General features: G+C 47.5%; 29 protein-coding genes. 4 read left to right on the top strand and 25 right to left on the bottom strand.

Annotated elements, in window-relative coordinates:
* Window positions 1-19: 19 nt before the first annotated feature.
* From ACFO4U_RS02035 to ACFO4U_RS01995, 9 genes are all read right to left on the bottom strand, one after another.
* Window positions 20-1,324 carry a UDP-N-acetylmuramoyl-tripeptide--D-alanyl-D-alanine ligase gene (locus ACFO4U_RS02035; protein ID WP_215244070.1) on the bottom strand — a complete coding sequence of 435 codons (1,305 nt, stop codon included), beginning with the start codon at window positions 1,322-1,324 and terminating at the stop codon, window positions 20-22.
* A gap of 57 nt (window positions 1,325-1,381) precedes the next feature.
* Window positions 1,382-3,529, bottom strand: coding sequence for a penicillin-binding protein (locus ACFO4U_RS02030; protein WP_214691088.1), 2,148 nt, complete (start codon window positions 3,527-3,529; stop codon window positions 1,382-1,384).
* Entirely contained in the window at window positions 3,529-3,891 is a 363-nt protein-coding gene (gene ftsL, locus ACFO4U_RS02025) for a cell division protein FtsL (protein WP_015881305.1), read from the bottom strand. Before ftsL ends, ACFO4U_RS02030 begins: the two co-directional genes overlap by 1 nt.
* Window positions 3,892-3,915: 24 nt before the next feature.
* The gene (rsmH, locus tag ACFO4U_RS02020; RefSeq protein WP_215244071.1) at window positions 3,916-4,848 is read right to left on the bottom strand and encodes a 16S rRNA (cytosine(1402)-N(4))-methyltransferase RsmH; all 933 of its coding nucleotides are present in this window, start codon (window positions 4,846-4,848) and stop codon (window positions 3,916-3,918) included.
* A gap of 160 nt (window positions 4,849-5,008) precedes the next feature.
* On the bottom strand, window positions 5,009-6,565 hold the full coding sequence (gene bshC / locus ACFO4U_RS02015) for a bacillithiol biosynthesis cysteine-adding enzyme BshC (RefSeq protein ID WP_215244072.1): 1,557 nt from the start codon (window positions 6,563-6,565) through the stop codon (window positions 5,009-5,011).
* Window positions 6,566-6,589: 24 nt separating this feature from the next.
* The gene (locus ACFO4U_RS02010) at window positions 6,590-6,949 is read right to left on the bottom strand and encodes a DUF3397 domain-containing protein (protein WP_015881302.1); all 360 of its coding nucleotides are present in this window, start codon (window positions 6,947-6,949) and stop codon (window positions 6,590-6,592) included.
* Window positions 6,943-7,782, bottom strand: a complete 840-nt coding sequence (locus ACFO4U_RS02005) for a 2-dehydropantoate 2-reductase (RefSeq protein ID WP_251131821.1) — start codon at window positions 7,780-7,782, stop codon at window positions 6,943-6,945. Before ACFO4U_RS02005 ends, ACFO4U_RS02010 begins: the two co-directional genes overlap by 7 nt.
* 119 nt (window positions 7,783-7,901) lie before the next feature.
* Window positions 7,902-8,075, bottom strand: a complete 174-nt coding sequence (gene rpmF / locus ACFO4U_RS02000; protein ID WP_015881300.1) for a 50S ribosomal protein L32 — start codon at window positions 8,073-8,075, stop codon at window positions 7,902-7,904.
* A 22-nt stretch (window positions 8,076-8,097) separates the two neighbouring features.
* A complete protein-coding gene (locus ACFO4U_RS01995; protein WP_015881299.1) occupies window positions 8,098-8,625 on the bottom strand; it encodes a YceD family protein in 528 nt (175 codons plus the stop codon).
* Between the two features lie 156 nt (window positions 8,626-8,781).
* Here ACFO4U_RS01995 and ACFO4U_RS01990 point away from each other — a divergent pair, with 156 nt between their 5' ends.
* Window positions 8,782-9,912 carry a tRNA(Met) cytidine acetate ligase gene (locus ACFO4U_RS01990; RefSeq protein ID WP_074037342.1) on the top strand — a complete coding sequence of 377 codons (1,131 nt, stop codon included), beginning with the start codon at window positions 8,782-8,784 and terminating at the stop codon, window positions 9,910-9,912.
* Here the strand turns inward: ACFO4U_RS01990 and ACFO4U_RS01985 are convergent.
* Genes ACFO4U_RS01985 through ACFO4U_RS01965 form a run of 5 tightly spaced genes read right to left on the bottom strand, consistent with a single transcriptional unit; the run spans window position 9,891 to window position 12,682 of the window.
* Entirely contained in the window at window positions 9,891-10,883 is a 993-nt protein-coding gene (locus ACFO4U_RS01985; RefSeq protein WP_214691091.1) for a SepM family pheromone-processing serine protease, read from the bottom strand. The two genes, ACFO4U_RS01990 and ACFO4U_RS01985, sit on opposite strands and share 22 nt — an antisense overlap.
* Window positions 10,880-11,374 carry a pantetheine-phosphate adenylyltransferase gene (coaD, locus tag ACFO4U_RS01980; protein ID WP_015881296.1) on the bottom strand — a complete coding sequence of 165 codons (495 nt, stop codon included), beginning with the start codon at window positions 11,372-11,374 and terminating at the stop codon, window positions 10,880-10,882. Before coaD ends, ACFO4U_RS01985 begins: the two co-directional genes overlap by 4 nt.
* A 4-nt stretch (window positions 11,375-11,378) precedes the next feature.
* On the bottom strand, window positions 11,379-11,942 hold the full coding sequence (gene rsmD / locus ACFO4U_RS01975; protein WP_214691092.1) for a 16S rRNA (guanine(966)-N(2))-methyltransferase RsmD: 564 nt from the start codon (window positions 11,940-11,942) through the stop codon (window positions 11,379-11,381).
* Between the two features lie 52 nt (window positions 11,943-11,994).
* Window positions 11,995-12,249, bottom strand: a complete 255-nt coding sequence (locus ACFO4U_RS01970; RefSeq protein WP_143406649.1) for a YlbG family protein — start codon at window positions 12,247-12,249, stop codon at window positions 11,995-11,997.
* Entirely contained in the window at window positions 12,233-12,682 is a 450-nt protein-coding gene (locus ACFO4U_RS01965; protein WP_015881293.1) for a YlbF/YmcA family competence regulator, read from the bottom strand. Before ACFO4U_RS01965 ends, ACFO4U_RS01970 begins: the two co-directional genes overlap by 17 nt.
* Before the next feature lie 132 nt (window positions 12,683-12,814).
* On the opposite strand from ACFO4U_RS01965, the gene ACFO4U_RS01960 reads away from it, so the two are divergent.
* On the top strand, window positions 12,815-13,570 hold the full coding sequence (locus ACFO4U_RS01960) for an ATP-grasp domain-containing protein (protein ID WP_074037944.1): 756 nt from the start codon (window positions 12,815-12,817) through the stop codon (window positions 13,568-13,570).
* A gap of 104 nt (window positions 13,571-13,674) precedes the next feature.
* Entirely contained in the window at window positions 13,675-14,037 is a 363-nt protein-coding gene (locus tag ACFO4U_RS01955) for a YugN family protein (RefSeq protein WP_015881291.1), read from the top strand.
* Window positions 14,038-14,082: 45 nt separating this feature from the next.
* Here ACFO4U_RS01955 and ACFO4U_RS01950 read toward each other — a convergent pair whose 3' ends face one another.
* The 10 genes from ACFO4U_RS01950 to cyoE form a co-directional block, all read right to left on the bottom strand.
* Complete coding sequence (locus ACFO4U_RS01950; RefSeq protein WP_159562045.1) at window positions 14,083-14,574, bottom strand: cysteine hydrolase family protein; 492 nt, start codon at window positions 14,572-14,574, stop codon at window positions 14,083-14,085.
* 146 nt (window positions 14,575-14,720) lie between these two features.
* Window positions 14,721-14,993 carry a hypothetical protein gene (locus ACFO4U_RS01945; RefSeq protein ID WP_215244074.1) on the bottom strand — a complete coding sequence of 91 codons (273 nt, stop codon included), beginning with the start codon at window positions 14,991-14,993 and terminating at the stop codon, window positions 14,721-14,723.
* 5 nt (window positions 14,994-14,998) lie between these two features.
* Complete coding sequence (locus ACFO4U_RS01940) at window positions 14,999-15,613, bottom strand: SCO family protein (RefSeq protein WP_214691094.1); 615 nt, start codon at window positions 15,611-15,613, stop codon at window positions 14,999-15,001.
* Between the two features lie 21 nt (window positions 15,614-15,634).
* Window positions 15,635-16,096 carry a DUF420 domain-containing protein gene (locus ACFO4U_RS01935; RefSeq protein WP_015881287.1) on the bottom strand — a complete coding sequence of 154 codons (462 nt, stop codon included), beginning with the start codon at window positions 16,094-16,096 and terminating at the stop codon, window positions 15,635-15,637.
* Window positions 16,097-16,120: 24 nt separating this feature from the next.
* Window positions 16,121-17,044 (bottom strand): cytochrome c oxidase assembly protein, encoded by a 924-nt coding sequence (locus ACFO4U_RS01930; RefSeq protein ID WP_159562043.1) that lies wholly within the window; start codon window positions 17,042-17,044, stop codon window positions 16,121-16,123.
* 134 nt (window positions 17,045-17,178) lie between these two features.
* Window positions 17,179-17,508 carry a cytochrome C oxidase subunit IV family protein gene (locus ACFO4U_RS01925; RefSeq protein WP_031421543.1) on the bottom strand — a complete coding sequence of 110 codons (330 nt, stop codon included), beginning with the start codon at window positions 17,506-17,508 and terminating at the stop codon, window positions 17,179-17,181.
* A 1-nt stretch (window position 17,509) separates the two neighbouring features.
* The gene (locus tag ACFO4U_RS01920; RefSeq protein ID WP_015881284.1) at window positions 17,510-18,136 is read right to left on the bottom strand and encodes a cytochrome (ubi)quinol oxidase subunit III; all 627 of its coding nucleotides are present in this window, start codon (window positions 18,134-18,136) and stop codon (window positions 17,510-17,512) included.
* Complete coding sequence (gene ctaD / locus ACFO4U_RS01915; protein ID WP_214691280.1) at window positions 18,137-20,005, bottom strand: cytochrome c oxidase subunit I; 1,869 nt, start codon at window positions 20,003-20,005, stop codon at window positions 18,137-18,139. It abuts the gene before it with no gap.
* 38 nt (window positions 20,006-20,043) lie between these two features.
* On the bottom strand, window positions 20,044-21,021 hold the full coding sequence (gene coxB, locus ACFO4U_RS01910; RefSeq protein ID WP_214691281.1) for a cytochrome c oxidase subunit II: 978 nt from the start codon (window positions 21,019-21,021) through the stop codon (window positions 20,044-20,046).
* Between the two features lie 97 nt (window positions 21,022-21,118).
* On the bottom strand, window positions 21,119-22,042 hold the full coding sequence (gene cyoE, locus ACFO4U_RS01905; RefSeq protein WP_074037356.1) for a heme o synthase: 924 nt from the start codon (window positions 22,040-22,042) through the stop codon (window positions 21,119-21,121).
* Window positions 22,043-22,376: 334 nt separating this feature from the next.
* Between cyoE and ACFO4U_RS01900 the strand changes: the two genes are divergently transcribed.
* Complete coding sequence (locus ACFO4U_RS01900; RefSeq protein WP_214691096.1) at window positions 22,377-23,282, top strand: COX15/CtaA family protein; 906 nt, start codon at window positions 22,377-22,379, stop codon at window positions 23,280-23,282.
* Window positions 23,283-23,314: 32 nt separating this feature from the next.
* Here ACFO4U_RS01900 and ACFO4U_RS01895 read toward each other — a convergent pair whose 3' ends face one another.
* Complete coding sequence (locus ACFO4U_RS01895; protein ID WP_215244075.1) at window positions 23,315-24,667, bottom strand: cryptochrome/photolyase family protein; 1,353 nt, start codon at window positions 24,665-24,667, stop codon at window positions 23,315-23,317.
* Window positions 24,668-24,712: the final 45 nt, after the last annotated feature.

Genomic DNA, 24,712 nt, shown 5'->3' with positions numbered 1-24,712 from the left:
TGCTACCTCACTACTCTATTTATTGAACAAGACGCTCAAGCGCCAGTCCTCGAGATGCCTTTAACAATACCACAGTATCCGGTCGTTGATAATGATGAAGGAGCGCCTTCGCTTCCTCAACCGTCGGGACCATTTTAACGTTCACTCGTGAATCTTGAATCCCATCCGCGATCCATTTTGCCTTGTCTCCAACGAGAATACAATCGGTCACGGGAGATGTCACCGCGCCACCGACTTGTTCGTGTTGCAGTTGTTCATCCATTCCTAACTCGTACATATCTCCAAGGACGAGCACACGCTTCGAGAATCCTTCAAGCGACTTGACTGTCTCAATCGCTGCAATCATCGACGTCGGACTTGCGTTGTAGGCATCGTTAATGAGGTGAGCTTCGCCGAACATCTGTTTTTCCATCCGCATCGACGTCAACTTGATTCGGTCTAGGCCACGTTGAATCATCGCATGATCGAGACCGAACGCAAGTCCACACGCGATTGCATAGGCTGCGTTTCGAATCTGATGGGCACCGAGCACCTTTAGTTCATACAAGTCACCTTTGTATTTAAAGATCGATGCGTCAAATGTCGTTTCGATCACTTCAATTTTCCCATCCGCCGTTTCATCGTATCCGACGCGATAGCCTTGACCAGAAAGAAGTGGCTCATCCGCATCGACGATCAAGCGACCGTCTGCTTTGAGACCGGCCTTGATCTCAAGTTTCGCCTTGGCGATACCTGTCCGTCCGCCGACTTGTTCACCGTGGGACTCCCCGATATTCGTCACAAACGCCACATCAGGCTTGGCGAGTTTTGACAGCGTCTCGATTTGACCGAATCCGTTCATTCCCATCTCTAGGACGGCTACTTCCGTATCCCGTGGCATTCTGAGAACGGTAAGTGGCAAGCCGACGTCCGAGTTGAAGTTACCGGCCGTCTTATGCGTCTTGAACTTCTCCTCGAGCACGACAGCGACCATGTCTTTTGTCGACGTCTTCCCATTCGAGCCTGTAATGGCGACGACGAGCGGATTGATTTCTTCTAAATATCGCGCCGCTGCCGTTTGCAATGCCTCAATCGTCGATTTCACAGGGATGACAACCAGGTTGTCTGGTTGAGGACGACCTTCTTCCCAGAACGTGACAATCGCACCCTTTTCAACGGCCGCCTCGATGTAATCATGACCGTCGACTCGCGCCCCAACGATTGGGACGAAGAGACCCGCCTCGTTTGCATCTCTTGAATCTGTGGCGACCCGTTCGACGAGACGTTCGTCATTTAGATCCATGCCAAACCATGATGCCAATTTTTGAACTGTCAGTTGTTCCATACAAACTTCCTCCTCTTACATAGGAAAAGAGAGCCGCAGCCCTCTTCATCTCGTGCGTTAATTCGACGGGGTCTCCAATTTCACTTTCAAGGAGGCACCTGTTTTGACCGGTTTCCCTTTGCCAATCGATTGCGATGTGACAAATCCGGTACCGTCGATTTCTAAATTTAATTGATAAAGGGTCGCTAAACGTTTTACGTCACGCAACGACCAACCTTTTAATGTAGGCATCGTAAACGACTCGCTCGTTTTTAGCAACAATCGTTCACCGACGACATAAGATTGTCCTTTCACAGGACTCTGCGCAATCACTTCGTCTCCATCACCTAACACGATCGGATTGAAGGAATTCTCCGTCGATGCGTTCACTGCCTCTTCACGGTTTTGACCGATATACGAAGACGTTGTCTTCGTCGAGGCTTCGACTGCTTTTTCTTGTTTTTCAGGCTCGACACTCCGGTAACGTAATGCGACATCCATCACGTCTTTGAAAAGTGGCGCCATGATTCGTGGCCCGGTCGTAGACGAGTCACTGTTCGGTCTGTCCACCGCGATATACATGACAAGTTCCGGATCGTCTTCCGGAGCCATCCCGACGAACGAGTGAATATACTGTCCACTCAAATATTTTCCGTTCTCGGCGATTTGAGCGGTACCGGTCTTTCCGACGACGCGATAGTTGTCTAACGCATACAGTTGCCCGGTTCCCACATCGCTATTGACGACACCGTCTAGCGCTTCACGTGTCTTTTTGGCTGTCTCCGCCGTGATCGGTTGACCGACTTCTTTCGGATTGGTCGTCCGAATGGTTTCGCCGGTCTCGCTGTTGACGATTTTCTTGATGAGGTGCGGTTGCTTCATCGTCCCATCCGTTGCGATGGCCGATGTCGCTTGCAAAATTTGCATCGGTGTCACCGCTGTCGATTGTCCCCATGCCGTAATCAAGACGTTCATCGGACTTTCGAAATCGAATTGACTATTGACCTCTCCAGGCAAATCGATTCCTGTCCGCTGATCAAACTTGAAAGCTTTAAAGTAATCTTCATATCGACTGAGACCAAGTCGTTCGTTCGCTAAAATCGAGAATGCGACGTTCGACGAATGCCAGACGCCTTCTACCATAGGAATGGTACCCCATCCCGTAATGTTGTAATCATTGAAGACCGTCTTGCCATATTTGTATGAACCGGATTCATACAGCTCATTCGGATTGTACACGCCTTCGTTGATGGCTGCCGCGAGCGTAAAGATCTTCATCGTCGATCCAGGTTCGAATCGAGACGAAACAGAGAAGTTACTGTACGAAGAAATCTCGCGTGTGTTCGGATCAAACGATGGTCGGTCCGATAGTGCGATGATCTCTCCCGTTTTCGGGTCCATGATGATGGCCGTCGCATGTTTCGGCTCATACTCCTCATACAACTCATTCATCTTCGTTTCGAGCAACTGTTGGATTCTGTGGTCGATTGTCAATTGGACGTCCGCCCCGTCTTCCGGTTCAATCTTCAACTGCTCGTCACTCGATATAAGTTCACGACCTGCCAAATCTTTCTCAAATCGATACAGACCGTACGATTCACTTAAAATATCATTCAGAGACTTTTCAATCCCTAATTCACCGACGAGTTCGATACGACCGTTCTGGTCAATCTTCTGGGCATATCCGATTACCGAGGAAGCAAATACTTTGTTCGGGTAATAGCGCTTCGGTTCCTCGACAAACGTGATGCCGTTTAGGTCGAATGCTTCGATCTCTTCTTTTTGTTCTACGGTCAAGTCACGACCGGGAACACCGAACTCGATCTGTCCAAGGTCGGCATTTTGTTCAAGCCGTTTCAATAAATCGGCTTCTGTCATAGGCAGCACGGTCGACAATTGCTTCGCCGCTTCGGCGAACTCATCAGGCATAAGCGTCTTCCCTTTGACCCGCTCACCACCGAGTTTCAAAACGGCAACGAGCCGGTATGATGGAATGTTGATGGCAATCGGTTGACCGAAGCGATCATACACCTCGCCCCGTTCCGCTTCTAACGTACTGACCGCTTTCCACCGTTGCTCTTCCGCGAATGCGAGCATGTTCTCCCCTTTGTACGTATGGGTGACGGATAAATAAAGGAACCATCCGACAAAAAATAAAAAGAGCGGGGTGAAGCAGACAATCGCTACCCACGCCACTCTTTTTTTACTCTGTTTTAAAGAATTCATCAATCAATCACCTTGACATTCTTTTCATTGAATTTCATTCCGAGCTTCTCGGCAATCGCATAAATTCTTTCGGGCGAGCTTAATTGGGCGATTTCATACTTCAGTTCTTCGTTTTCTTTTGCAACCCCGTCGACCTGCTGATTGACGGCTGCTGTATCACGCATAATATTATACGCTTCATTGTGCTTCGACACCGTGATGCCACCGAACATGACCACTGAACCAATCATCACTGGATACAGGATCGATTCAAACAAGGTCAACGTGCGTCGTTTTGGAGCAGGTATTGGTCGTTCTTGCGGAATCGGATTTCGATTCGGTGTTACTTGAGGCTGCAACGCCTTACGGGCAGCTTCTGGCATCAGGTATCCCTCCTACACTCTCGGTTATTTTTGTTTTTCGGCCACTCTCAACTTAGCAGAGCGTGAACGACGGTTATCTTCAAGTTCTCCCTCACTCGCCACGATTGGCTTACGCGTGATGAGTTTGAGTTCCGGTTCAAATTCTTTCGGAATGACCGGCAACCCCGGTGGTAATGGTGGATGCTGGCTTCGCTCTTTGAACACTTGTTTACAAATGCGGTCTTCTAACGAATGGAACGTGATGACACAGATGCGTCCATTCAATGCAAGTAAATCAATCGCATCTTGAACGGCGCGGTCGAATACGTTCAACTCATCATTGACGGCGATTCGAATCGCTTGGAACGTCCGCTTCGCCGGGTGTCCGCCTTTTCGTCTAGCTGGTGCAGGAATCGCTTCTTTAATCAAGTCGACAAGCTCGAATGTCGTCTCAATCGGTTTATCGGCACGGGCTTGCTCAATCTTTCGTGCGATTTGCTTTGAAAACTTTTCCTCCCCGTATGTAAAGAAAATACGAGCAAGTTCTCCGAACGACCATTCGTTCACAACATGATAGGCTGAAAAGTCCCGTGACCGGTCCATTCTCATATCGAGCGGTGCGTCATAGTTGTAACTGAACCCGCGCTCCGCCTCATCTAGCTGTGGCGAAGAAACGCCTAGGTCGAATAGTACACCGTCCACTTTTGTCACACCACGTTGGGTGAGTTCTTCCTTCAAGTGAACGAAATTGCTCTTTATAAACGTCACACGGCCTTCATAAGGAGCCAATCGCTCTTTCGCATGTGCGAGCGCGACGTCATCTTGGTCGAACGCATATAGTTGACCCGTCGTTAGACGCTTTGCGATTTCTTCACTATGACCCGCTCCACCTAACGTACAATCGACATATACCCCATCTGGTTTGATGTTCAATCCCTCAATGGACTCCATTTTTAAAACCGTTTCATGCTCAAACATTCAAAAAACCCTCTCAACCTACATATTTCAACTGTTTTATTACACTTACTTTATCATAAAAATGTCAAGGTCCGTACAGGTTTTTAGTGAAAAGAGGAAACAAAAAGGTAACAACGAAAAAAAGCTCCCGACAAATGTCAAGAGCTCTCCAAAAAAAAGATTATACATAGAACAAACATCGCTCCGCATCGGATTGTTCATATGCCTGTTTCAATCGTTGAAACACGTCTAGTCCGTGACGATTTAGCATCGGAACCATCGAGAGGATGCGCTCTTGTGGGGCATCCATCGGGAACAGTCGGGTCGATAGATGAATCCGTCGCGCATTCAAGCGATATTGTTCTCGCTTCGACTCGGCACGCATCTCATCCGCCAATCGCTCGAGCACATGTCTCGACTTCGCCTCAAATCGTCTTCCTTGTTTCCCTGCCTCATGACTGACGGCCTCCGTGAGCGCCCGGTACGCATATAGCTCTTCTTCAAACGCTTCGTCGTCAAATCCATGGTCCGGAAGCGGTTGCTTCATATACTCCTCCAATGTCACGCTTTCTTGACGAAGCTTCTTCTCATCATTTCTTGACACGATCAACCCACCAAGACGCGGCAAGATCAGTGGCATCTTCCAGCCCATCACGTGGAAGAGCGGTCGAAGCTGGAGCCAATAGGCAATTTCACCGGGACCTGCCACATACCCAAGAGTCGGGAACAGGAAATCCTGCATGAGCGGACGGGAGACCACGTTATTTGAGAAACGTTCTGGATGCACCTCTAGCTCTGTGAGCAGTTCGTCTTCAGTGAAGCGATGTCCTCGCTTTGTCGTGAACACCCCATCGACCTTCGTGAGCAGCTCTCGTGTCCCATCGTGATAAAACAGATGGGCCGCGTCTCTGTTCAAGTCGACCGATGGCATCCCTTCTTCATATGCATGACCGAGCGCTTCATGGAGCTTGTCATGATGCTCGATGAGACTTCGGAACATCGGTCGTTCGAGAGCCCGTACGTCTTTCGCGTGCGGGTCAAACAATAAAAAGTCAGATCCGACGAATCGCCGCATCATTCCACCGAAAAAGTGAGCGAACGAACGACTCACTTGAATGAGGTCAATCAGCTCATGATACAAATGTGAAGTATACGGTGTCTCTGTTTCGTTCAGTAGAAGACGTTGCGCCATTTGAACAAGTTCGAGCTTTACCCGTTCGAACTCTAAGTCCCCTATCGATGCTTTTCCTGCAAGCGGTAACGATGACAAGGCATCTTTTTTCAACGTCCTCGAAAACGCCTGTGTCGTGAAGACATGGTTGATTTCAGCAAAGTCATGATCTTCCGTCGCCATCCAGAAGACAGGAAGGACCGGTTTCCCTAATTTCGCTTCAGCCTGTTTCGCCCGTTTGATGACCGCTAACAGTTTGTATACGGCAAACAAAGGTCCTCCATATACGCCGACCTGTTGCCCCGTCACCATCACGTACGCTTTTCGCTGAGCGAGTAACTCCAGATTTGCTTCCAACTCTTCCGAAAGTTCCCCGAACTGTTCTTGTTGTCCCTTTATTATCTCGACGAGCTCCGACAGATGCTCATAGGTGCGCCCCGAGACCTCCTCGGCACGTTTTTCGATTTCATCCATCCCTCGATAATCGAGCCAGCGACCATATTCATGATCGATTTGAATCATCGGTGATGTGGATGCATATAGAGCATCAAATGCTTCTACCTTCACGTATAACAACTTCCTTTCAATCAATCAACGAATCATGCCTTGGGCTACACCGATTGCGAATAAAATGGCGTGGGTCGGAACAAGTAGCAAGAAGAGTAACCGCCAACCATGGACGAACATCTTCGTGAACAACACTTCCTCATAACGAATCCGCTGCCAAATCGCGTTGATCGGGAAAATCGCACAGCAGGCTGCGAGCAATAATAGCAACATATCCGTCCCGACGATGGCCTCAAGTAAAATACTGCAAGCGTAAAACCAAAGGATGACCCCGGCATCGCATGCGAGTTTGAATGAGTTGATTGATTTCGGCATAATTTTTCTAAGTATCATATACACCATAAACCATAAGATGAGTGGAAATGAAACGATATACACTAACACGATGCGCTCGCTCCTAGAATCAGTTTATGTAATAGCGGAATGACAGTGAGAGAAATCTGCATCTGTTCGGCTTTCTCAATCACCGGTTTCAAAATCGCATCCACCTCTGTCGGCCGACCTTCTTCAAGATCGCGCAACATCGAGGAGCGATTCTGTGCGGTACGTTCGATAATCGTCTCGATGTAGGAAAATGAGACTTGCTGCGCAAACAAAGGCACCAACTCATCGTAAATCGATTGTGCGATTTCACGATATGGTGAGCCGGCGAGGGCTCCATTCGGGACCCGGCATAATGCCGTGATGGGATTGATGATGGCATTAGCAAACAATTTTTCAATGACGACTTGTTCAATATCTTCTTCCCACACGATGTGAAGTGGGCTCTCTTGAAATGATAGAGGATGGAGCCCCGACGTACTTCCAATTCGAATCCGTCCGAGTCCACGATGCTCAACCTCATGACCACGCTTCGTCACCCCATGCTCGACGACACCTAAATGAAACCCTCGACGTTTCGCATATTCCAGATGGGCAATCCCATTCGAACAAATAAAGACGGGCACCTTACCCGAGAGTCGGGCCGTCGCTTCCTCGACTTGATGGGCTTTCGTCGTGACAAAAAAAAGATCCTCGTCCGTTTCCTGAAGCGTCTGACTTGACCGTAACGACACACGTGCCGTCCCTTCCGTCACACCGATACGTGTGATGAAAAGTGGATCAGATGACCCGATCCTTCCATAGAGCGTCACGTCGTAATCGTCTGCGAGCACAGATGCCAACAATAATCCGACCGCTCCGTTTCCGATGATACCAATTCGTTTGATGGAGTTCATCATGGCCCTCCTCCTATTCGAACTATTTTCGCACAAAAAGTTTACCACATCTTTTCACCATGACCCAAAAATGATAAACAAAAAAGGAGTAACCTGAGAACAGGTCACTCCTTCAAGCATTATTTGCTTGTTACTTCTTTACCGTTGTAATGTCCGCAAGATTTGCAAACACGGTGTGAAAGTTTCATTTCGCCACAGTTCGGGCACTCGTTCATACCAGGTACGTTGAGTTTGAAGTGAGTACGACGAAGACGTTTGCGAGTTTTCGACGTTCTACGGAATGGTACTGCCATCGTTGTCCACCTCCTTGATAAGTTAACCTTCCTCGTTCTCTTTTTTCGAGAACAGGTCGGCTAGTCCCGCGAAACGCGGGTCAATTTTTGGTTGGGCTTCGGGCTGTTCGTCAGTGAGCGTCCAGCCTTCTCCTTCAACCTGAGTTTTGTCTGTTTCGTTCCCATAAACTTGCATCGGGACGTCTAACATGATGAGCTCTTTTACAATCGGTACAAGACTGATTGTATTTCCTTCTGGCAAATTCACGTCATCGAATTGCTCCGTATAACGCCCATTCTCCAAAAAGAAAGGCTCGAGCGATTCAATATCGAATTCATAAGTGACATCTTCTAACGTTCGCGCATCTGGCAACGTCAGGTCACCTTGAATCTTCAGATTGAATGTAACTTGATTAGATGTGAACGATGCATCCCCGTGCACATGCACCGGGCGAATCGAACGGATATCCGGATGGAGCTGAGTTAGCTCTGGTAGTTCTACCATCTCATCGATTGTAAAACCGTCACCCTGGTTTCGGAGCTTAAGTAGCTGTGCAATAGACCATTTCATCCGAATCACCTCAATTGCAACAATATGAATTATAGATAGGCCAACTTGTTTTGTCAATGTTTTTTCTTTACACTAAAATCAGTTGACGACGGCGCTTTGCCAAAGCGTACTTACTCATCTTACACCAATCCATACGACAATGCAAAGGAGTAAATCATGCAAAAGACGGCCATTATTGCAGAGTACAACCCGTTTCACAACGGGCACTATTATCAAGCGCAAACTGCACGTCACGAAACCGGAGCTGATGTCATGATTGCCATCATGAGTGCCCAGTTCACTCAACGGGGCGAACCCGCCTCGTTCGACAAGTGGAAACGGGCTAAGGCTGCCGTCGAGAGCGGTGCGATCGATCTTGTCATCGAGCTACCGACCCAATACGGGGTCCAACGCGCCGACCGTTTCGCTAAAGCCTCCGTCTCGATTGCTGAACAGCTCCGTTGCCAGACGCTATCGTTCGGGAGTGAGAGCGGGGATATAGATGCAATCCTCCATGCAGCCCGTTCACATGTCGAAGAGACGTCACGTTACAAAGAGGCGCTTCAAGAAGCATTACATGAAGGACACTCGTCCGCTCAAGCTTCGAGTCGAGCTTTCCGGACCGTTTATCCCTCATTTGATTTGACGCGACCAAACAACATTTTGGGCTATCATTACGCCAAAGCAGCAAAGATGATTCAGTTACATACAGTCAAACGGCTCGGGGCTGATTATCATGATCCTTCATTAATGGACGTCATGTCGGCAACGGGTATTCGGGCTCATTACCTAGACACCGGTGAAGTTCGTGCCGTTCCGGCATCGACTGAAGCGATGTTTCGGACACAACCGATGACACATTGGGAACACTATTGGCCCGTCTTACAATTCAAACTGAGAACCTTGCCACTCCACACATTGACGGAGCTCGTAGGAATTGATGCTTCTCTCGCACCTCGTCTTAAGCAGGCGGGAGTCGAGCCTTCATTCGAACGTGCACTTGCTGTCGTGTCGACACGTCGCTACACGCGTACCGCCATTCAGCGGGCGTTCGTCGCCGTACTGCTTCACTGGTTAAAAGTCGAGGCACCGACACGCTTTGATGAAGTCCCTTACGTGAGACCGCTCGCCTTCAACGATCTCGGACGACATGCGTTACGAGATGTGAAGGAAGACGTGCAACTCGTCAGTAAGTTCGATGCCCGGCTCGATTTTGAAGCTCGTGTCACCGAAGCATATCGACTCCCGCTTCAAGATGATGCATTGATCGAGCACCGGCAACGCCCTCAGTTCATCTCTTCTAAATAACGAATCGCATCCTCGACCGTCTTTACAGGGACGACTTCAATGTCACTGTTTAGGCGGTCTCGTGATTCCAGCGCCTCTTCATAATTTGAACCGGCCGGCACAAAGAAGACTTCCGCTCTTTCCTCGTCGGCGGCGACAATTTTCTGCCATGCACCTCCGATAGGTCCGACATTCCCTTCCTCATCGACCGTTCCGGTTCCGGCAATCCGTTTTCCATTTGCCAAGTCACCTGGCGTCAATTGATCATAAATTTCTAACGTGAACATCAATCCTGCAGATGGACCGCCGACATTCGTCAAAGCGACATCGACTTCAGGATCAGCCGTGATTTCTTGAACGGGAAGTGGTTCATAGATTCCAATTCCGACACGATCCCCGCTTTGATCGATCGGCTGAATGAGCGTTTGCACGACACGTTCTTCGCCGTCTCGTTCAATCGTCAACTCCACTTCATCGCCCGCCTCAAATTCCGATATGCGATTCAAAAAGTCGACGCGAGTGGCAAAGGACATCCCATCGATGGCCGTGATGACATCACCCGGCTTCAACACATTGGCCGCAAGGGACCCAGGAATCGGAGCAGATACATAAATTCCCTCGAAATCAACCGTCACGTCTTGAGCTGCTAATTGATAGGCGTATTGGATTGCTGCTTGTTGAGAAGAGTCCATCAATAATTGTTGGCGACGTTCATAGTCTGCCTCATTCTCCCCATCGTATAAATAGCGACTGGATAAATTCGCTTCCGTGAACGGGGTCACCCAACTTTCAACTAACCAAAACGGAGTCGCACGGCGTTGGGAGATTGTCACCATCATCAGTTCCCCATCCTCTTTTTCGCCACCTTGGACGGTCAGGAACTCTTCAATTGAGGTCGCTGCTCCGGGTGAAGAGATATAGTAAGGAAGTGGGACGAACAGGAAGAGAAGCACTGTAACGAGTAGACCGAGACCGATTTTTAACGATTTCATTGTCCCGAACTCACTTGATACTTTTTACGCAAGGCAATTTCAACCTGTTCCGGTACGAGTTCACTGACCGATGCACCATATTTCGCCACTTCTTTGACAATCGACGAGCTGAGGAACGAATATTGACTATTCGTCATCATGAACAACGTCTCGACGTTCTCATTCAACTTTTTGTTAATTGATGCGATTTGAAGCTCGTATTCGAAATCTGAGACTGCACGGAGCCCACGGACGATCGTCGCCGCTTCCCGCTCTGCGGCATACTCGACAAGCAATCCCCCGAACGCGTCAGCCGACACGTTTGGCAGATGTGTCGTCACATCTCGAATCAGTCCAAGTCTTTCCTCCACATCAAATAATGGGGCTTTGCTTGAATTTTCAAGGACAGCCACGATGACTTCGTCAAAAATGGCCGCCGCTCGTTCAATAATATCTAGATGTCCGTTTGTGATTGGGTCAAAGCTACCCGGACAAATCGCAATCCGTTTCATCGTGTCACTCCTCCGATGCGTACTCATAGAAACTGATGGTGATGACATCTGAGTATCGCTGTTCTTTAATTCGTTCAAATCGTCCCACCCGCTCCGGTAATGTCACGTCACTACCGTGTTCACAGACGATTACGCCGATATCGATCAACAAATCTGATTCATCGATCAGCTGTAAGAACGCCACGTGTTCTTCCGCATGATAAGGAGGATCCATAAAGATGAGCTTGAATTGTTCCTGTTGAACCTTGAGTTGTTCGAGTACCGCCTTGGCGTCTTGACGATATACTCTCCCTTTTACTTCATAATGGGTCGCTCGCAAGTTCTCTTGAATCGTTTGGACGGCTTTCGGTTGACGATCGACAAAAATAGCTTCGTCACAACCTCGTGATAACGCCTCGATTCCGAGCCCACCGCTGCCCGCGTAAAGGTCTAGTGCTTTCCCGCCTGAAAAATAAGGTCCGATAATGTTGAATAACGATTCCTTCACTTTATCGGTCGTCGGCCGTGTCGCCGTTCCTGGGACCGCTTTTAAACGGGTCCCTTTTCGTTCTCCAGATATGACACGCATGTCTTTCCCTCCAGCAGAAAAGATGAAGGTGATGCCACCTTCATCTTTTTGTTTATTTCGATTTTGTCTCGTACGTTTCGGAAATGAATGGGCGTTCGCTTCGAACGACCGCTTCCACAAACGGCAATGCTTTCACTTGTTCGAGTACGGCTTCATGACCTTCGAGGTCAGTATAAAGAAACGCATACTTTTCTCGTTTTGAGACAAAGTAAAGATTCGCATAACGTCTTAACGCTTTCACTTGTTTTAAGGAATTCACGTATACGACGAAGCCAATCCGTTCATTCAACTTAGACGGCGCATCCACAACTTCCGCCTCCTCCGCAGCTACCTCCACCAGAACATCCACCTTCATCAAAGAATGGATTACCGGTCGGGACCTTGATTTTAGGAGAGACTGAATGAGCCAATAGTTCACTCACTTCCCCTAACAACTTATCCAAGCTTCGTTCCGCTTTTTTGAACGCAGCGATTTCCGGCTGAACATCGAGACGACGTTTGATGAGATGCATCTCTTTTTTGATGCGGTCGTGGTCCGGATGATGCTTTCCGAATCGCTGGACATACTCATAGTCCTCTTTCATCTTCAAGAACTCACGCTCGATTTCCTTTGCTTCTTGTGATGCGAGACGTGCCGCTTTCGTTTGAATATATGTTTGAAACGATTCGCTTGCTTCAATCAAATCGGTCAATTCTTCTGTTTGATCGAGCAGGGCAATCGTCTGTTCAGTGATTATCATACCCCTCACCCTTTCTGCCATGATTTTACCACAATTGTTTCCCTATGTAAGCAATCCACACTATAATTGAAGTTGACCGCAAGGCGTTCCATGTAGAAAGGAAGTGAACAGACGCAACCTATGCGTCTACGTATGAAAAAAGTTTCTTTTAATATGATCCGATCGGCCGGTATCAAGACGGATTATGCGAAACCCGAATATTATTTCGATCAGCTCGATAAGGTTCGCGCTGCCGACCTCGTCCTGTTCCCTGAGTATTGGATGGTCAATTCCATCATCTACGGGATGAATAAAGCAATCTTCCCATCACCTGCGACTTATCACCTCGGGCACGACAAGATCGAGATGACGCGCGCCTTTAAAGCGACATATCCGCATCGGATTCCGAAGACATTGATTTATGGAAAGAACCCATACACGATTGAACGCGTGTTGGAAGAATTCCACTACCCGTTCGTCGCCAAAAAAGCCAAATCCTCAATGGGTCAAGGGGTATGGTTAATCAAAAATGACCAAGACTGGTTAGAATACGTCGAGAATCATGATACGTTCTATGTCCAAGAGTTCATCCCGAATGATCGCGACTTACGCATCATCGTGATTGGAGAAGAGGTAGTCGGTGCCTATTGGCGTGTCAGCGAGGCTTTTTTAAACAATGTCGCTCAAGGGGCTAACTTCTCGTACGAAGACATCCCGGAAGACGTCATCAAAGAAGTTCAATCGATTGCCAACACGTTATCTATCAATCACGCAGCGTTTGACGTTATCGTGACGGAAGAAGGATTTTACATTTTGGAATTCAACGTCTTTTTCGGATCAGAAGGACTGCTACCTCTTGGCGTGAAACTCCCTCAAAAAATCGAGGAATACTTAAATTCACTCGGCTGATTAATCGTTCATCTTTTTTTCACAATTTGAACACACGTTATTCCAAGAACGTTTTTGAATATGGTATGATGACATATGAGGTTTATTCGAAAAGGGGGATTATGATGAAATTTGAGCAGTTCCACATCGAGGGAAAAGAAATCCGTTTTGGTTTGCTCGAGACGATCATGGATCATCATCATTTCATCCGTGAAGGTGCTTGGGATTACGAGCGTGCCACGTATGACATGAAATATGAGAAACAATCGACTGGCGAAACATTCTATCTTCGCTTACCTGTATACGCGATCGAAGGTCAAATCGAAGATCGTCACGCTGTTGTCAAAATGCTTACACCGATTTTAGGAAAGCATTATTATCCACACGGTGTTGAATACGATGAAGTCTTCCCAGAAGAAATCGTCCGCGACTGTGAGCGCCGTCTAAAAGCACTCGCAGAAACATTAGAAGTCAAACCCCTTGCATAAGCGAAGGGGTTTTTCTTATGGGCGAGTTAAACGTTGTTAGGCAACTTACGCCGACAAGTCCTTTGATTCGATGATCACGCAACCTTTACTCTTATAATACATAATCATATCTTCTAGTTTTTTCAAATCGTAGCTCGTAATGCAATCCGACAAGACGCTAACCGCATAGTCAGATTTCCGCAGATTGTAGCAAGTCGACTTCACACAGGCGGTCGCATCAGCCCCAGTGATATAAAACGTATCGATGTGATGCTTGGCAATGAACGTCACAAACGCTTCGCTCGTCAAGGCGTTGCCCTTGTACTTTGTGAACACGTGGTCGGACGCGAGCTTCAAATCTGGTGCTAATTCCGCTCCTCGCGTTCCTGTTTTGAACGTTCTCGTCCCTGCTGATAAATTCTCATGACGGATATAGACGATATGTAACTTCTTTTCGACCGCCCAATCAATCGCTTTATTGATGTTGTCGATGATTGCTTTGTAATTTTTCGTGATGTCATTTTGAATGTCAATAACGACTAAGGCTTGGTTCTGCATAATTTGTCCTCCTCCATTTCTAAAAAGCGAACATTAGTTCGACTCCACTATTTAGTATAGCAAAGTTCACTTCTGGAAGATATAGTCATAAGAAACGTAGCGTCGAGCATATAAAAAAGGAGGCCCTTTACGGGTCCTCCCTTATATCATGCCGCAATGACGGTCAATGTCACATCGACTTGACCGAGCAATAAATCGAATTGGTCTCGAACATAGCGGTACAATCGCTCTGCCTCGAGTAGTGTTAATGGTGCAATGATTTGATAATCATAGTGGTCTTTCGAGCGAGAGACGACTTTCACTTCTTTCAAGCCGAATTCGATTGCGCTACACGCGATCAAATCTTCAATCGCCCGTTCCGCAATCGTCACGTCTCCGTATGAATAGTCATTCCCAATCACAGCCATCGTATCGTTCATGGTGATCACTCCTTTTCATTCGCGAGCACTTTAACGTCCTCCATGATAGATTCGATATCGACCGGTTCATCCCCTGCCGTCGCCATCTGCGCGACAGCACGGACATCATGATGGCGGTCGATGACGTACATCGTCGTCGCATGCGTCACGAGTCCGCTGTTCGCCTTCGAATAATAGAACTGTAGCTGACGTGTGATTCGGTCAATGTCTACCTGGTCTCCCGTCAACATCTTCCATCCAGTCGGCTCTGCTTGGAATGCTTCCCCGTAATTTTTCAGAACGGGCACGGTATCCACCTCCGGGTCAACCGTGATCGCGACGAGTTCTACGTCCGAGCCGTATAAGTTCTCTTTTTTCAATTCTTTTTCGAGTTTCATAAAATCACGTAACGTGAGCGGACAAATATCTGGACAGTTCGTATAGAAGAACGTCACAATCTTCACTTTTCCGTTGTCGGAATTATAGGTCTCTTCATTTAATGCGTTCGTTAATGTGAACGGGGTTGGCTCTTGAATGACGGGTAGGTCGTCTTGATTGAAGAAAACAAAATACACGGCTACTCCGATGACGACAAGCGTCAAGACGGTCAAACCGACCGTCAAATAGCTATTCCGTTTCATACAGCTCTCCCTCTCTATGGATCATCCTCCGATTATCGCGCGAAATACGTTCGTCGTTTCACCTGGGTCATATGCCACATAGAGAAGAATGTAAACCGTCACCCCCGTAATGGCCGTGAAGAACCAGACGACTGACGCTTTTGGACCGATTTTCCGGTGCTTCTCGATTTTGTTTTTATAACCGAGATAGAGCGTAATCAATCCGAGGATACCACCTGTGGTTGCGAGAAGAATATGGAAAATCATAAAACCAAGATAGAACGGCTTCACTGAATCCGGTCCCCCAAATGCCGTGTTACCGACAAAAATGGTACGCGAGACGTAAAGGATGAAGAACGTCGTCGCTGCAATCGCTGCGGCCGTCATCACCTTTTTATGTTTTTCGATGTTGCTGCGGTCTTTTGCAATAATCACCCATCCGATGGCGACAAGAATCGCACTGATGACGATGAATGACACACTAATTAAGGCAAGATAGTTCATCAATGTTTCCCCTTTATGTTCTGTTTAATTTTTTTCATTTGTTTCTTGCGGAGTGAATGACATGCCTTCATCAAGAGCAAGTGACTTCGTCCGACGCACCCAGCCGAAGAACGTCCAGCCGAAGAAGAAGCCGTACACGATCTCTTGACCGAGTTTCATGAGGACCCCACCGAAACGTTGATCTTCGAGCGCACTGTTCGTCGCTCCCATCAACGCCTCTAAATCAATTCCGGAAACGTCACCATTCGGGAGACAGTATCCAAGGACCGTCGCAAACGTCTGTGGGTCCGTGTATGCATTATAGAGTGTCGTTTGACTAAAGATGATGAGCGCACAGGCAGGTGTCAGTAAGACCCCGTTGGCGATAATGTACACCATTCGTTTCAAATCGGACATGCCTTCCTCTTCGTCTGAGACGAGTGGAACGATGACCGGATACCACATCGTCAAACTAAAGACGACAAGGGCACCGTGGAAAATACGGTGAACGCCGTAGTTCGTCAAGACGTAGTCGAATACGACCGGCATATGGTAAATCGAGAACAATGCGTTGAATAAAATGAGCGCGATCAGTGGCTTCGTCAAAAACTTGAACATCGGCCCAATCCATTTGAAGCTAAGTACTTTTTCAAACACCCAGTACGGTAGACCGTAAACGACGAGTGCCGGTGCCAAAATATAGACGAGCACCATTTGGAACATATGCACCGATAAAATGATATGTGCCATGACATCGATTGGACTTCCAAAACCGATGTAATACAAGACAATCGCAAACAACATACTAAACTTTTGTAATAACGTGGTCGAGGCATATCCTCGCTTCGCCATTCTCTCTGTCACGACGGCGTATAACACATAAATCCCGACCATGAGCAATCCGAACAGCGGACTCCATAACGTGAGCCAATCAAATTGATTGAGCAGCTCCGACGTATTCCAGAGCATCCGTTCACCCCTTTTCTTTCTCTCCCTAACCTTTGAAACCGTTCACTTCAAGATTACTATTCATTCATTTTTGAAGTAAAGGAAAAAGGACCGAATCATCCGTGTTTCCACAGATGTTCAATCCTTTGTCACAATTACCAAATGAGTAAGCGGAGTGCAGCGACCGTGATGATGGCAACAAAGATACCTAGCCACATCATGCCAACGATCCACGTGTTCCCACGGTTATTCATATGCATGAAGATATATAACTGTAGGAAGACTTGGATGACCGCCAAGATGATTAAAAAACCACCTGCTGCCCACACCGGCATCAATTCCGCATAGACGGCGCCGAATGCCACGAATGTGAGTAAAATCATCATCGCGAAACTGATTAATTGAAGCTGATACTCACGTTTCGACTCTGCTTTTACTTCAAGCTCTAACTGCTTGTGAGATTCGTTCATTACTCGTTTTTCCATATTAGTTCACCATCCCTAAGAGGTAGACGATTGAGAAGATGAAGACCCAAACAACGTCGATAAAGTGCCAATATAGACTCGATACATAAAACTTTGGTGCATTGTATACATCGATCGGACGGTTCCAGTTACGAATCAAGAGCGTCGTGATCCAAAGAAGACCGAACGTTACGTGCGCGCCGTGGAAACCAACCAACGTATAGAAGGCTGAACCGAATGCGCTCGACGTGAACGTGTGACCGATGTGGTAGTAGTGAATGAACTCGTAAATCTCAGCACCAAGGAATCCGGCACCAAGAAGGAGCGTCACAATCAACCAAAGCTTCATACGCCCTGGATTGTTTGCCTTCATGTTCATCATCGCAAGGACACTTGTAAGTGAACTTGTGAGGAGGAGCATCGTCATGATGAAGACGAGCTCCATTTCGAAAATGTTATACGAACGTAATTCCTCTGGCGCACCAGAGTTCAAGAGACCAACGTATGTTCCAAAGAGCGAGGCGAAGAGGACTGTCTCTCCACCAAGGAAGAACCAGAAGGCCACATATTTATTTTTCCCTTCCAGTGTTGCTTTCTCTGGATTGGCCGGGATACCGGTCACTGGGTGTTTTTCAACTGCATGTGCCATTTATTGTTCTCCTTTCTCACGAATCGCTTTCAAGTCTGCTTCGACTTGTGACTTCGGAATGTAGTAGCCGTGATCGTCAATCCAAGAACGTAGGAACATCGAGACGAACGTCATCGCTAATCCAAATCCAATCAATGACCAACCGACGACCGTGTTATCCATCTGGAAGATGGCACCGAGTCCTGCGATAAAGAGGCCGAGTGACATGAAGAACGGAATGAGCGAGTTATTCGGCATGTGAATGTCCGAAACTTCCTCAGCGACTGACACGCGTTTGTTGCCTGCCATTTTCTCGAGCCAGAACGTATCAAGTCCTTTGACGAGTGGTGTTTGTGCAAAGTTGTACTCTGGAGTCGGAACAGGAAGTGTCCACTCAAGCGTACGTCCGTCTCCCCAGTGGTCTGGTTTGACGCGGTCTTTTGACAAGAAGGCTTTCACAACAGCGATGAGCAAGACAATCGTTGACACACCCATGAAGAATGCACCGATTGTCGAGAGCATGTTGAGTGTATCCCAACCTTGACCATCGAGGTATGTGAAGACTCGACGTGGCATACCGAACAATCCGAGGAAGTGTTGCGGGAAGAACGTCAAGTGGAACCCGATAAAGAACAACCAGAACTGCCAGTATCCAAGCTTTTCAGAAAGGGCTTTTCCGAACATGAGTGGGAACCAGTAGTAAAGTCCTGCGAAGAGACCGTATACAACCCCACCTACGATAACGTAGTGGAAGTGAGCGACAACGAAGTAGCTGTCGTGGTACTGATAGTCAGCCGGTGCGACTGAAAGCATAACCCCTGTCATCCCACCAACGAGGAATGAAGGAATGAACGCGACAGAGTAAAGCATGGCCACGTTGAATTTAATTTGACCGCCCCACAGTGTGAAGAGCCAGTTAAAGATTTTAACACCAGTTGGTACGGCAATCGCCATCGTTGCAACAGCGAAGATCGAGTTGGCAACTGGACCAAGACCGACTGTGAACATGTGGTGAACCCAAACCATGAATCCAAGGAAACCGATAAGCATTGTCGCGAAGACCATCGTCGTGTAACCGAAGAGACGTTTACGCGCAAATGTCGGAATGATTTCCGAGAAAATACCGAATGCCGGTAAGATCAAGATGTATACTTCCGGGTGACCGAAGATCCAGAAAAGGTGTTCCCAGATGACAACGTTCCCGCCAAGTGCCGGGTCAAAATAAGCAGCTCCGAAGAGTCGCTCGAACATCAACATGAACAATCCGACCGTAAGTGGTGGGAATGCGAAGACGATCAATGCCGATGCAACGAAAGTCGTCCATGTGAAGAGTGGCATACGCATGAGTTTCATTCCTGGCGCACGCATGTTCAAGATGGTGACGAGGAAGTTAATCCCGGCCATCAATGAACCGAAACCTGAAATCTGAAGACCGAGAGCGTAGAAGTCTACCCCTGTCGCTTCCGGTTGTGTTGAAAGTGGAGCGTAAGCCGTCCACCCTGCGTTTGGTGCTGCTCCGAAGAACCAGCTCAAGTTAAGCATGACTCCACCGAAGAAGAACAACCAAAAACCTAATGAGTTAATGAATGGGAACGCAACGTCGCGTGCCCCGATTTGAAGTGGTACGACGGCGTTCATAAAACCGAATAGCATCGGCATGGCCGCTAGGAAGATCATCGTCGTCCCGTGCATCGTAATCAACTGGTTAAATGTCTCACCGCTGACGAAATCGTTCATTGGTTTGACGAGTTGCCAACGAATCAGTAATGCTTCAATTCCACCGAGAAGGAGGAAGAAGATTCCTGAGAACAAATACAAAATACCGATTTTTTTGTGGTCAACCGTCGTAATCCAATCCATGATGCCATTGTATTTACGCGATTGCTGCATTGCAGTGGTCTGTGCCACGTGAAATCCCCCTTTTCCCGTTAGTCAATCTTCTGCTCATACAAGAAGTCAACGAGTGCATCTAATTCTTCGTTGCTGATTTGACCTTCATTGAATCCTGGCATAAGAGCCCCTTGTTTTTTCTCTTGCGGGTCACGGATCCACTCTTTCAAGTTGTCCTCGTTGTTTTCGAGGTAACCTGCGAGCCATTCACGATCACCGAAGTTCGTTAAACTTGGTGCCACTTTACCGCCGCCGTGACAGCTCAAGCAGCTTTCGACATACACTTGCTCACCTGTAGTCAAGTTTGTGTTGTCTGCGACGAGATTCTCACCGTTCTCGTCTTGCTTAGCTTTCATGTCAGCGAGCCATTGATCATATTCTTCTTGCTCGAGCGCGATGACTTTAAAGTCCATAAGGGCATGTGACGGACCGCAAAGCTCAGCACATTTCCCGTAGTAAGTACCTGGTTCATTTGCATGTAACCACATTTCGTTATCAAGTCCTGGGTTCGTATCTGTCTTACCAGATAAAGCCGGTACCCAGAATGAGTGAATGACATCTTTCGACGTCAAGTTGATGCCGACTCGTTTTCCGACTGGAATGACGAGCTCTTGCCCTGTCACAACACCTGCTTCTGGATATTCAAATTCCCACCAGTACAAGTTAGCTGTAACGTTGATTTCTTCTTCTTTTTTCGCTTCTTTCGCTTTCGCGAGTTCGACAGTCGTCGTGATTGTCGGAACAGCGAGAATGATGAGAAGGATAATCGGAACGACTGTCCAAATCATCTCGAGTGTACTGCTACCTTCAACTTGCTTCGGAATCGATTCATCTTTCCGACGGAACTTCATGAGCACGTACACGTAAATGACCGATACGATGATGAGTACGAAGAGCATGATCGCCAAACTGATGAGAATGATGCGGAGCTGAAGCTCAGCCCCTTCTCCCATCGGCTTCAATGCAGACAATCCCTCTTGACCGCAACCTGATAACAGGACTGCGAACATCATCATCGGGACGATGCCAAACAGAAGCTTCTTAAATGATTTCACAACAATCCCCACTTTCTCCCAAAATGATGTGTAATGGTTTTCTATATAGTGAGTGCGATCACCAGAGTGCTGTCAAAATCAGCGCGATAATCCACACGACTAAATAAATTAATGAATAGAAGAACATTTTGTTTGCCCACTTGATTTCGTCCTCGGCGTTGAATCCTTTCAATCCGAGATACAACCAGTAGCCCCCTAAACCGGCTGCGACTGTCAAGTAAACAAGACCATAGTGCATAAATAAGAGCGATGCCGGAATCAGCGTCGCAATCCACCAGATGATTTGCCGTTTCGTGATGGCAAATCCGTTCACGACCGGAAGCATCGGAATGCCTGCCGCTCGATACTCTTCCGTCCGTCGCATGGCGAGCGCCAGGAAGTGAGGTGGTTGCCATAAGAACATGACAAGGAACATGAGCCACGCATCAATATGAAGTGCCGGATCTAGTGCTGCCCAACCGATGAGCGGTGGAACGGCTCCCGAAATACTACCGACGACTGTATTGAGCGTACTCGTACGCTTCAGCCACATCGTATAAATCACGACATAAAAAAATGCCCCGATTAAACCGAATACTGCGGCGACGTACGATACAAGGAGCAATAGTAGTGTTCCGATTGCAAGTTGTGTCAATCCAAGGAGTAAAATCTTCTCTCCTGAAATCTTGCCGGTTACACTCGGTCGATTGTCCGTACGATCCATTAAGTAATCGATATCTCGGTCCACAAAGTTGTTTAGGTAACAACTCCCCGAAATCACGAGTGCGCTTCCTAACATCGTTAATAAGAGCTGTGGCCAAACTTCAAACAAGTAAAGGACTGGCGTATCGCTCTGGTACGTCGCTGCCACGAAGAATCCTGCAAACACCAACAACAGGTTGGCGCGAACGATTCCCATTTTCGCTAAGGCGACGTAATCTCGGAATGACGTTGATTCTGTATACTCTACATCTACCGTCATCCCTGGGTTGACTTTTGTCATACTGACCCCCCCACATAATCACGAAATCCTCGCATTCTCTTCACAGAAAAAACACAATATGAACAAAATACACTTAACTCTCTACAAAGATACCATATTTTTTTATAAAATACGCCCTTTATGCTTGTAAAATAGCGAGTTTTTTGTGTCAATAGTGTGATATTTGTCACACCTTATGTGCTTTACTAATATTAGAATAACGTTTTTGATAACGATTGCAAGCTTTTCCATTTCGTTTTTTGAACATAAAGCCGTATAATAAGTATGGCGAAAAAAATATAAATAAACAAGGTACATTTTTTAACGGATTTCGATTAGAAGCAGGTGGTATTGCATGCATAAAAAACTCGCGTTTTTCTCAGGGTTTGTCACCCTCGGGATGATGCTTGTCCTCATCATGGGTGGAACCGTGACGAAGACGGATTCAGGAGATGGTTGTGGGACGGACTGGCCACTCTGTCATGGAAAATTAATCCCAACCAATCCTAGTGTTGAAACGATGATTGAATACAGTCACCGCGTAGTCTCCGGTATTGAAGGTCTTCTCATCATTGCGCTCGCCATTTGGACTTTCATCGCGGTCAAACATCGGGTCGATGTGAAAATCTTTGCGTTTCTCGCATTTATCTTTATGCTCATCCAATCAATCATTGGAGCGGGCGCAGTCATTTGGCAACAGTCGGATGCCATCCTGGCCCTTCATTTTGGAATTTCTCTCGTGTCGTTCGCATCGTTACTCATTTTGACGATTCTGTTATTCGAAGGTGACCGGGAACATCAAGTCGTATCGAGACGATTAAGATCTCATCTTTACGGTCTTTCAATTTATACGATGATCGTCGTGTACACAGGAGCCTACGTCCGTCACCTCGGTGCTACATACGCATGTGTCGGTTGGCCGATTTGTGAGCAGAACGTCTGGACGTTCGAGTCGTATGTGCAGATGGGACATCGCATCATGGCGGGTATTCTCGTTTTGTACACGTTGTATGTACTCTATCTTGCCCGAAAAGAAATGAACCGATTGATTGAGCGCGGTATGTGGGCGTCTCTTTTCTTCATCCTACTTCAAGTCGGTACAGGTGCTTGGATCGTTCTTGGAGGACACGCGACTTACGTTCCGCTCCTTCACGCATTCTTGATCACGTGCTACTTCGGTATCCTGTCATACCTCTCTTATCACGCGTATCGGTCGACAGCGCGACAAGACGGGGCACAATTGAAAAACATGAACGGATAACCAAACTAAAAAGCGCCGCGGCGCTTTTTAGTTTACAATGCTTTAAATCGTTCGAGGGCACGCTCTCTCGCTTCTTTATGATCGACGATTGGCATGGCATAGTTGTCTCGCTCTGACGGGTCCGGAAAGTGAATCGATTTATCTGTTATATGTTTCAGCTCCGGCACATACTTCCGGATGAACGTCCCATCAGGGTCAAATCGCTCGGATTGCGTCGTCGGATTGAAAATACGGAAATACGGAACAGCGTCCGTCCCGACTGAGGCCGCCCATTGCCATCCCCCGATATTCGACGCTGCCTCATAATCGATCAGCTTTTGCTCGAAATACCGTTCCCCTTTTCGCCAATCGAGAAGGAGATGTTTCGATAGGAAAGATGCGACAATCATGCGTAGGCGGTTGTGCATCCACCCGGTCTCGTTCAACTGACGCATCGCCGCGTCGACGATTGGATACCCCGTTTCCCCGTTACACCACTTTTCGAACTGCTTTTCATTGTCCTCCCATTCAAGTGACTTGTATTTATCATTGAACGGTTGATCTTTCAATCCGTGGAACTTTGACATGACCATGTAATAAAATTCACGCCATAACAGCTCATCGTAATACGTGTCACGCCCCTTTGATCGTCTCGCCGACAACACTTGTTCGGTGATGGTGCGAATCGACAACACACCTGTCCGTAAATAAGGAGATAGTCGACTCGTCCCGGCGATGCTCGGAATGTCACGCTTCTCGTCATAATCGACCATGCGATCATTGACGAAGTGGGTCAATCGTTTCTTCGCTTCCGTTTCCCCTAGCCCTTTCCATTCACGATTACATCGTTTGAATAGATCTTTCAGTTCACTCGGTTGTTCATTCTTTGAACGGATGTACTGAGATAAACGACCGACATCAACCTCATACGGTGCGGGCGGCTGTTCGGCATACGCCGCTTTTTTGAACGGGGTGAAAACTTTATAGGGATCGCCACTTTTTGTACGGAACGCATCGGGATGAAACAGGTGACGATCCAGAAGTCGCACAACTTTTACTTCTTCACCAAGTGCTTCAATCACACGGTCATCCCGCTGTTTGAACGGTTCCACGTACTCCGCATTAAAATAGAGCACATCCATCTCCCCGAGCTGTTTCACGAACGCATCCTCCGTCTCTGCGACAAGGACGCGAAGCCCTAACCCTTTCGCATCTAAATCATACATGAACGCTCGCATCGTCGAGAAGAAATAGTCATGCCGTACCTCGAACGGGTCACAGTATTTCGGATTCAACCAAAAGACGAAATCTAGGTCATCGCCTTCCTCCATATCTTTCAATACACGGTGTAACATATGATTATCGGTCAGTCTAAAATCCGAACGAAACCAACATACTCGTCTCATGATCTCCACTCCCATCTACAAAAAAGAAGCATAGCGCGCTATGCT

This window comes from Exiguobacterium profundum (genome assembly GCF_042652865.1).
In the GTDB taxonomy this organism is placed as follows: Bacteria; Bacillota; Bacilli; order Exiguobacteriales; family Exiguobacteriaceae; genus Exiguobacterium; species Exiguobacterium profundum.
Note: the sequence above shows the minus strand (reverse complement) of the source record. Positions and strands in the feature narration are given on the sequence as shown.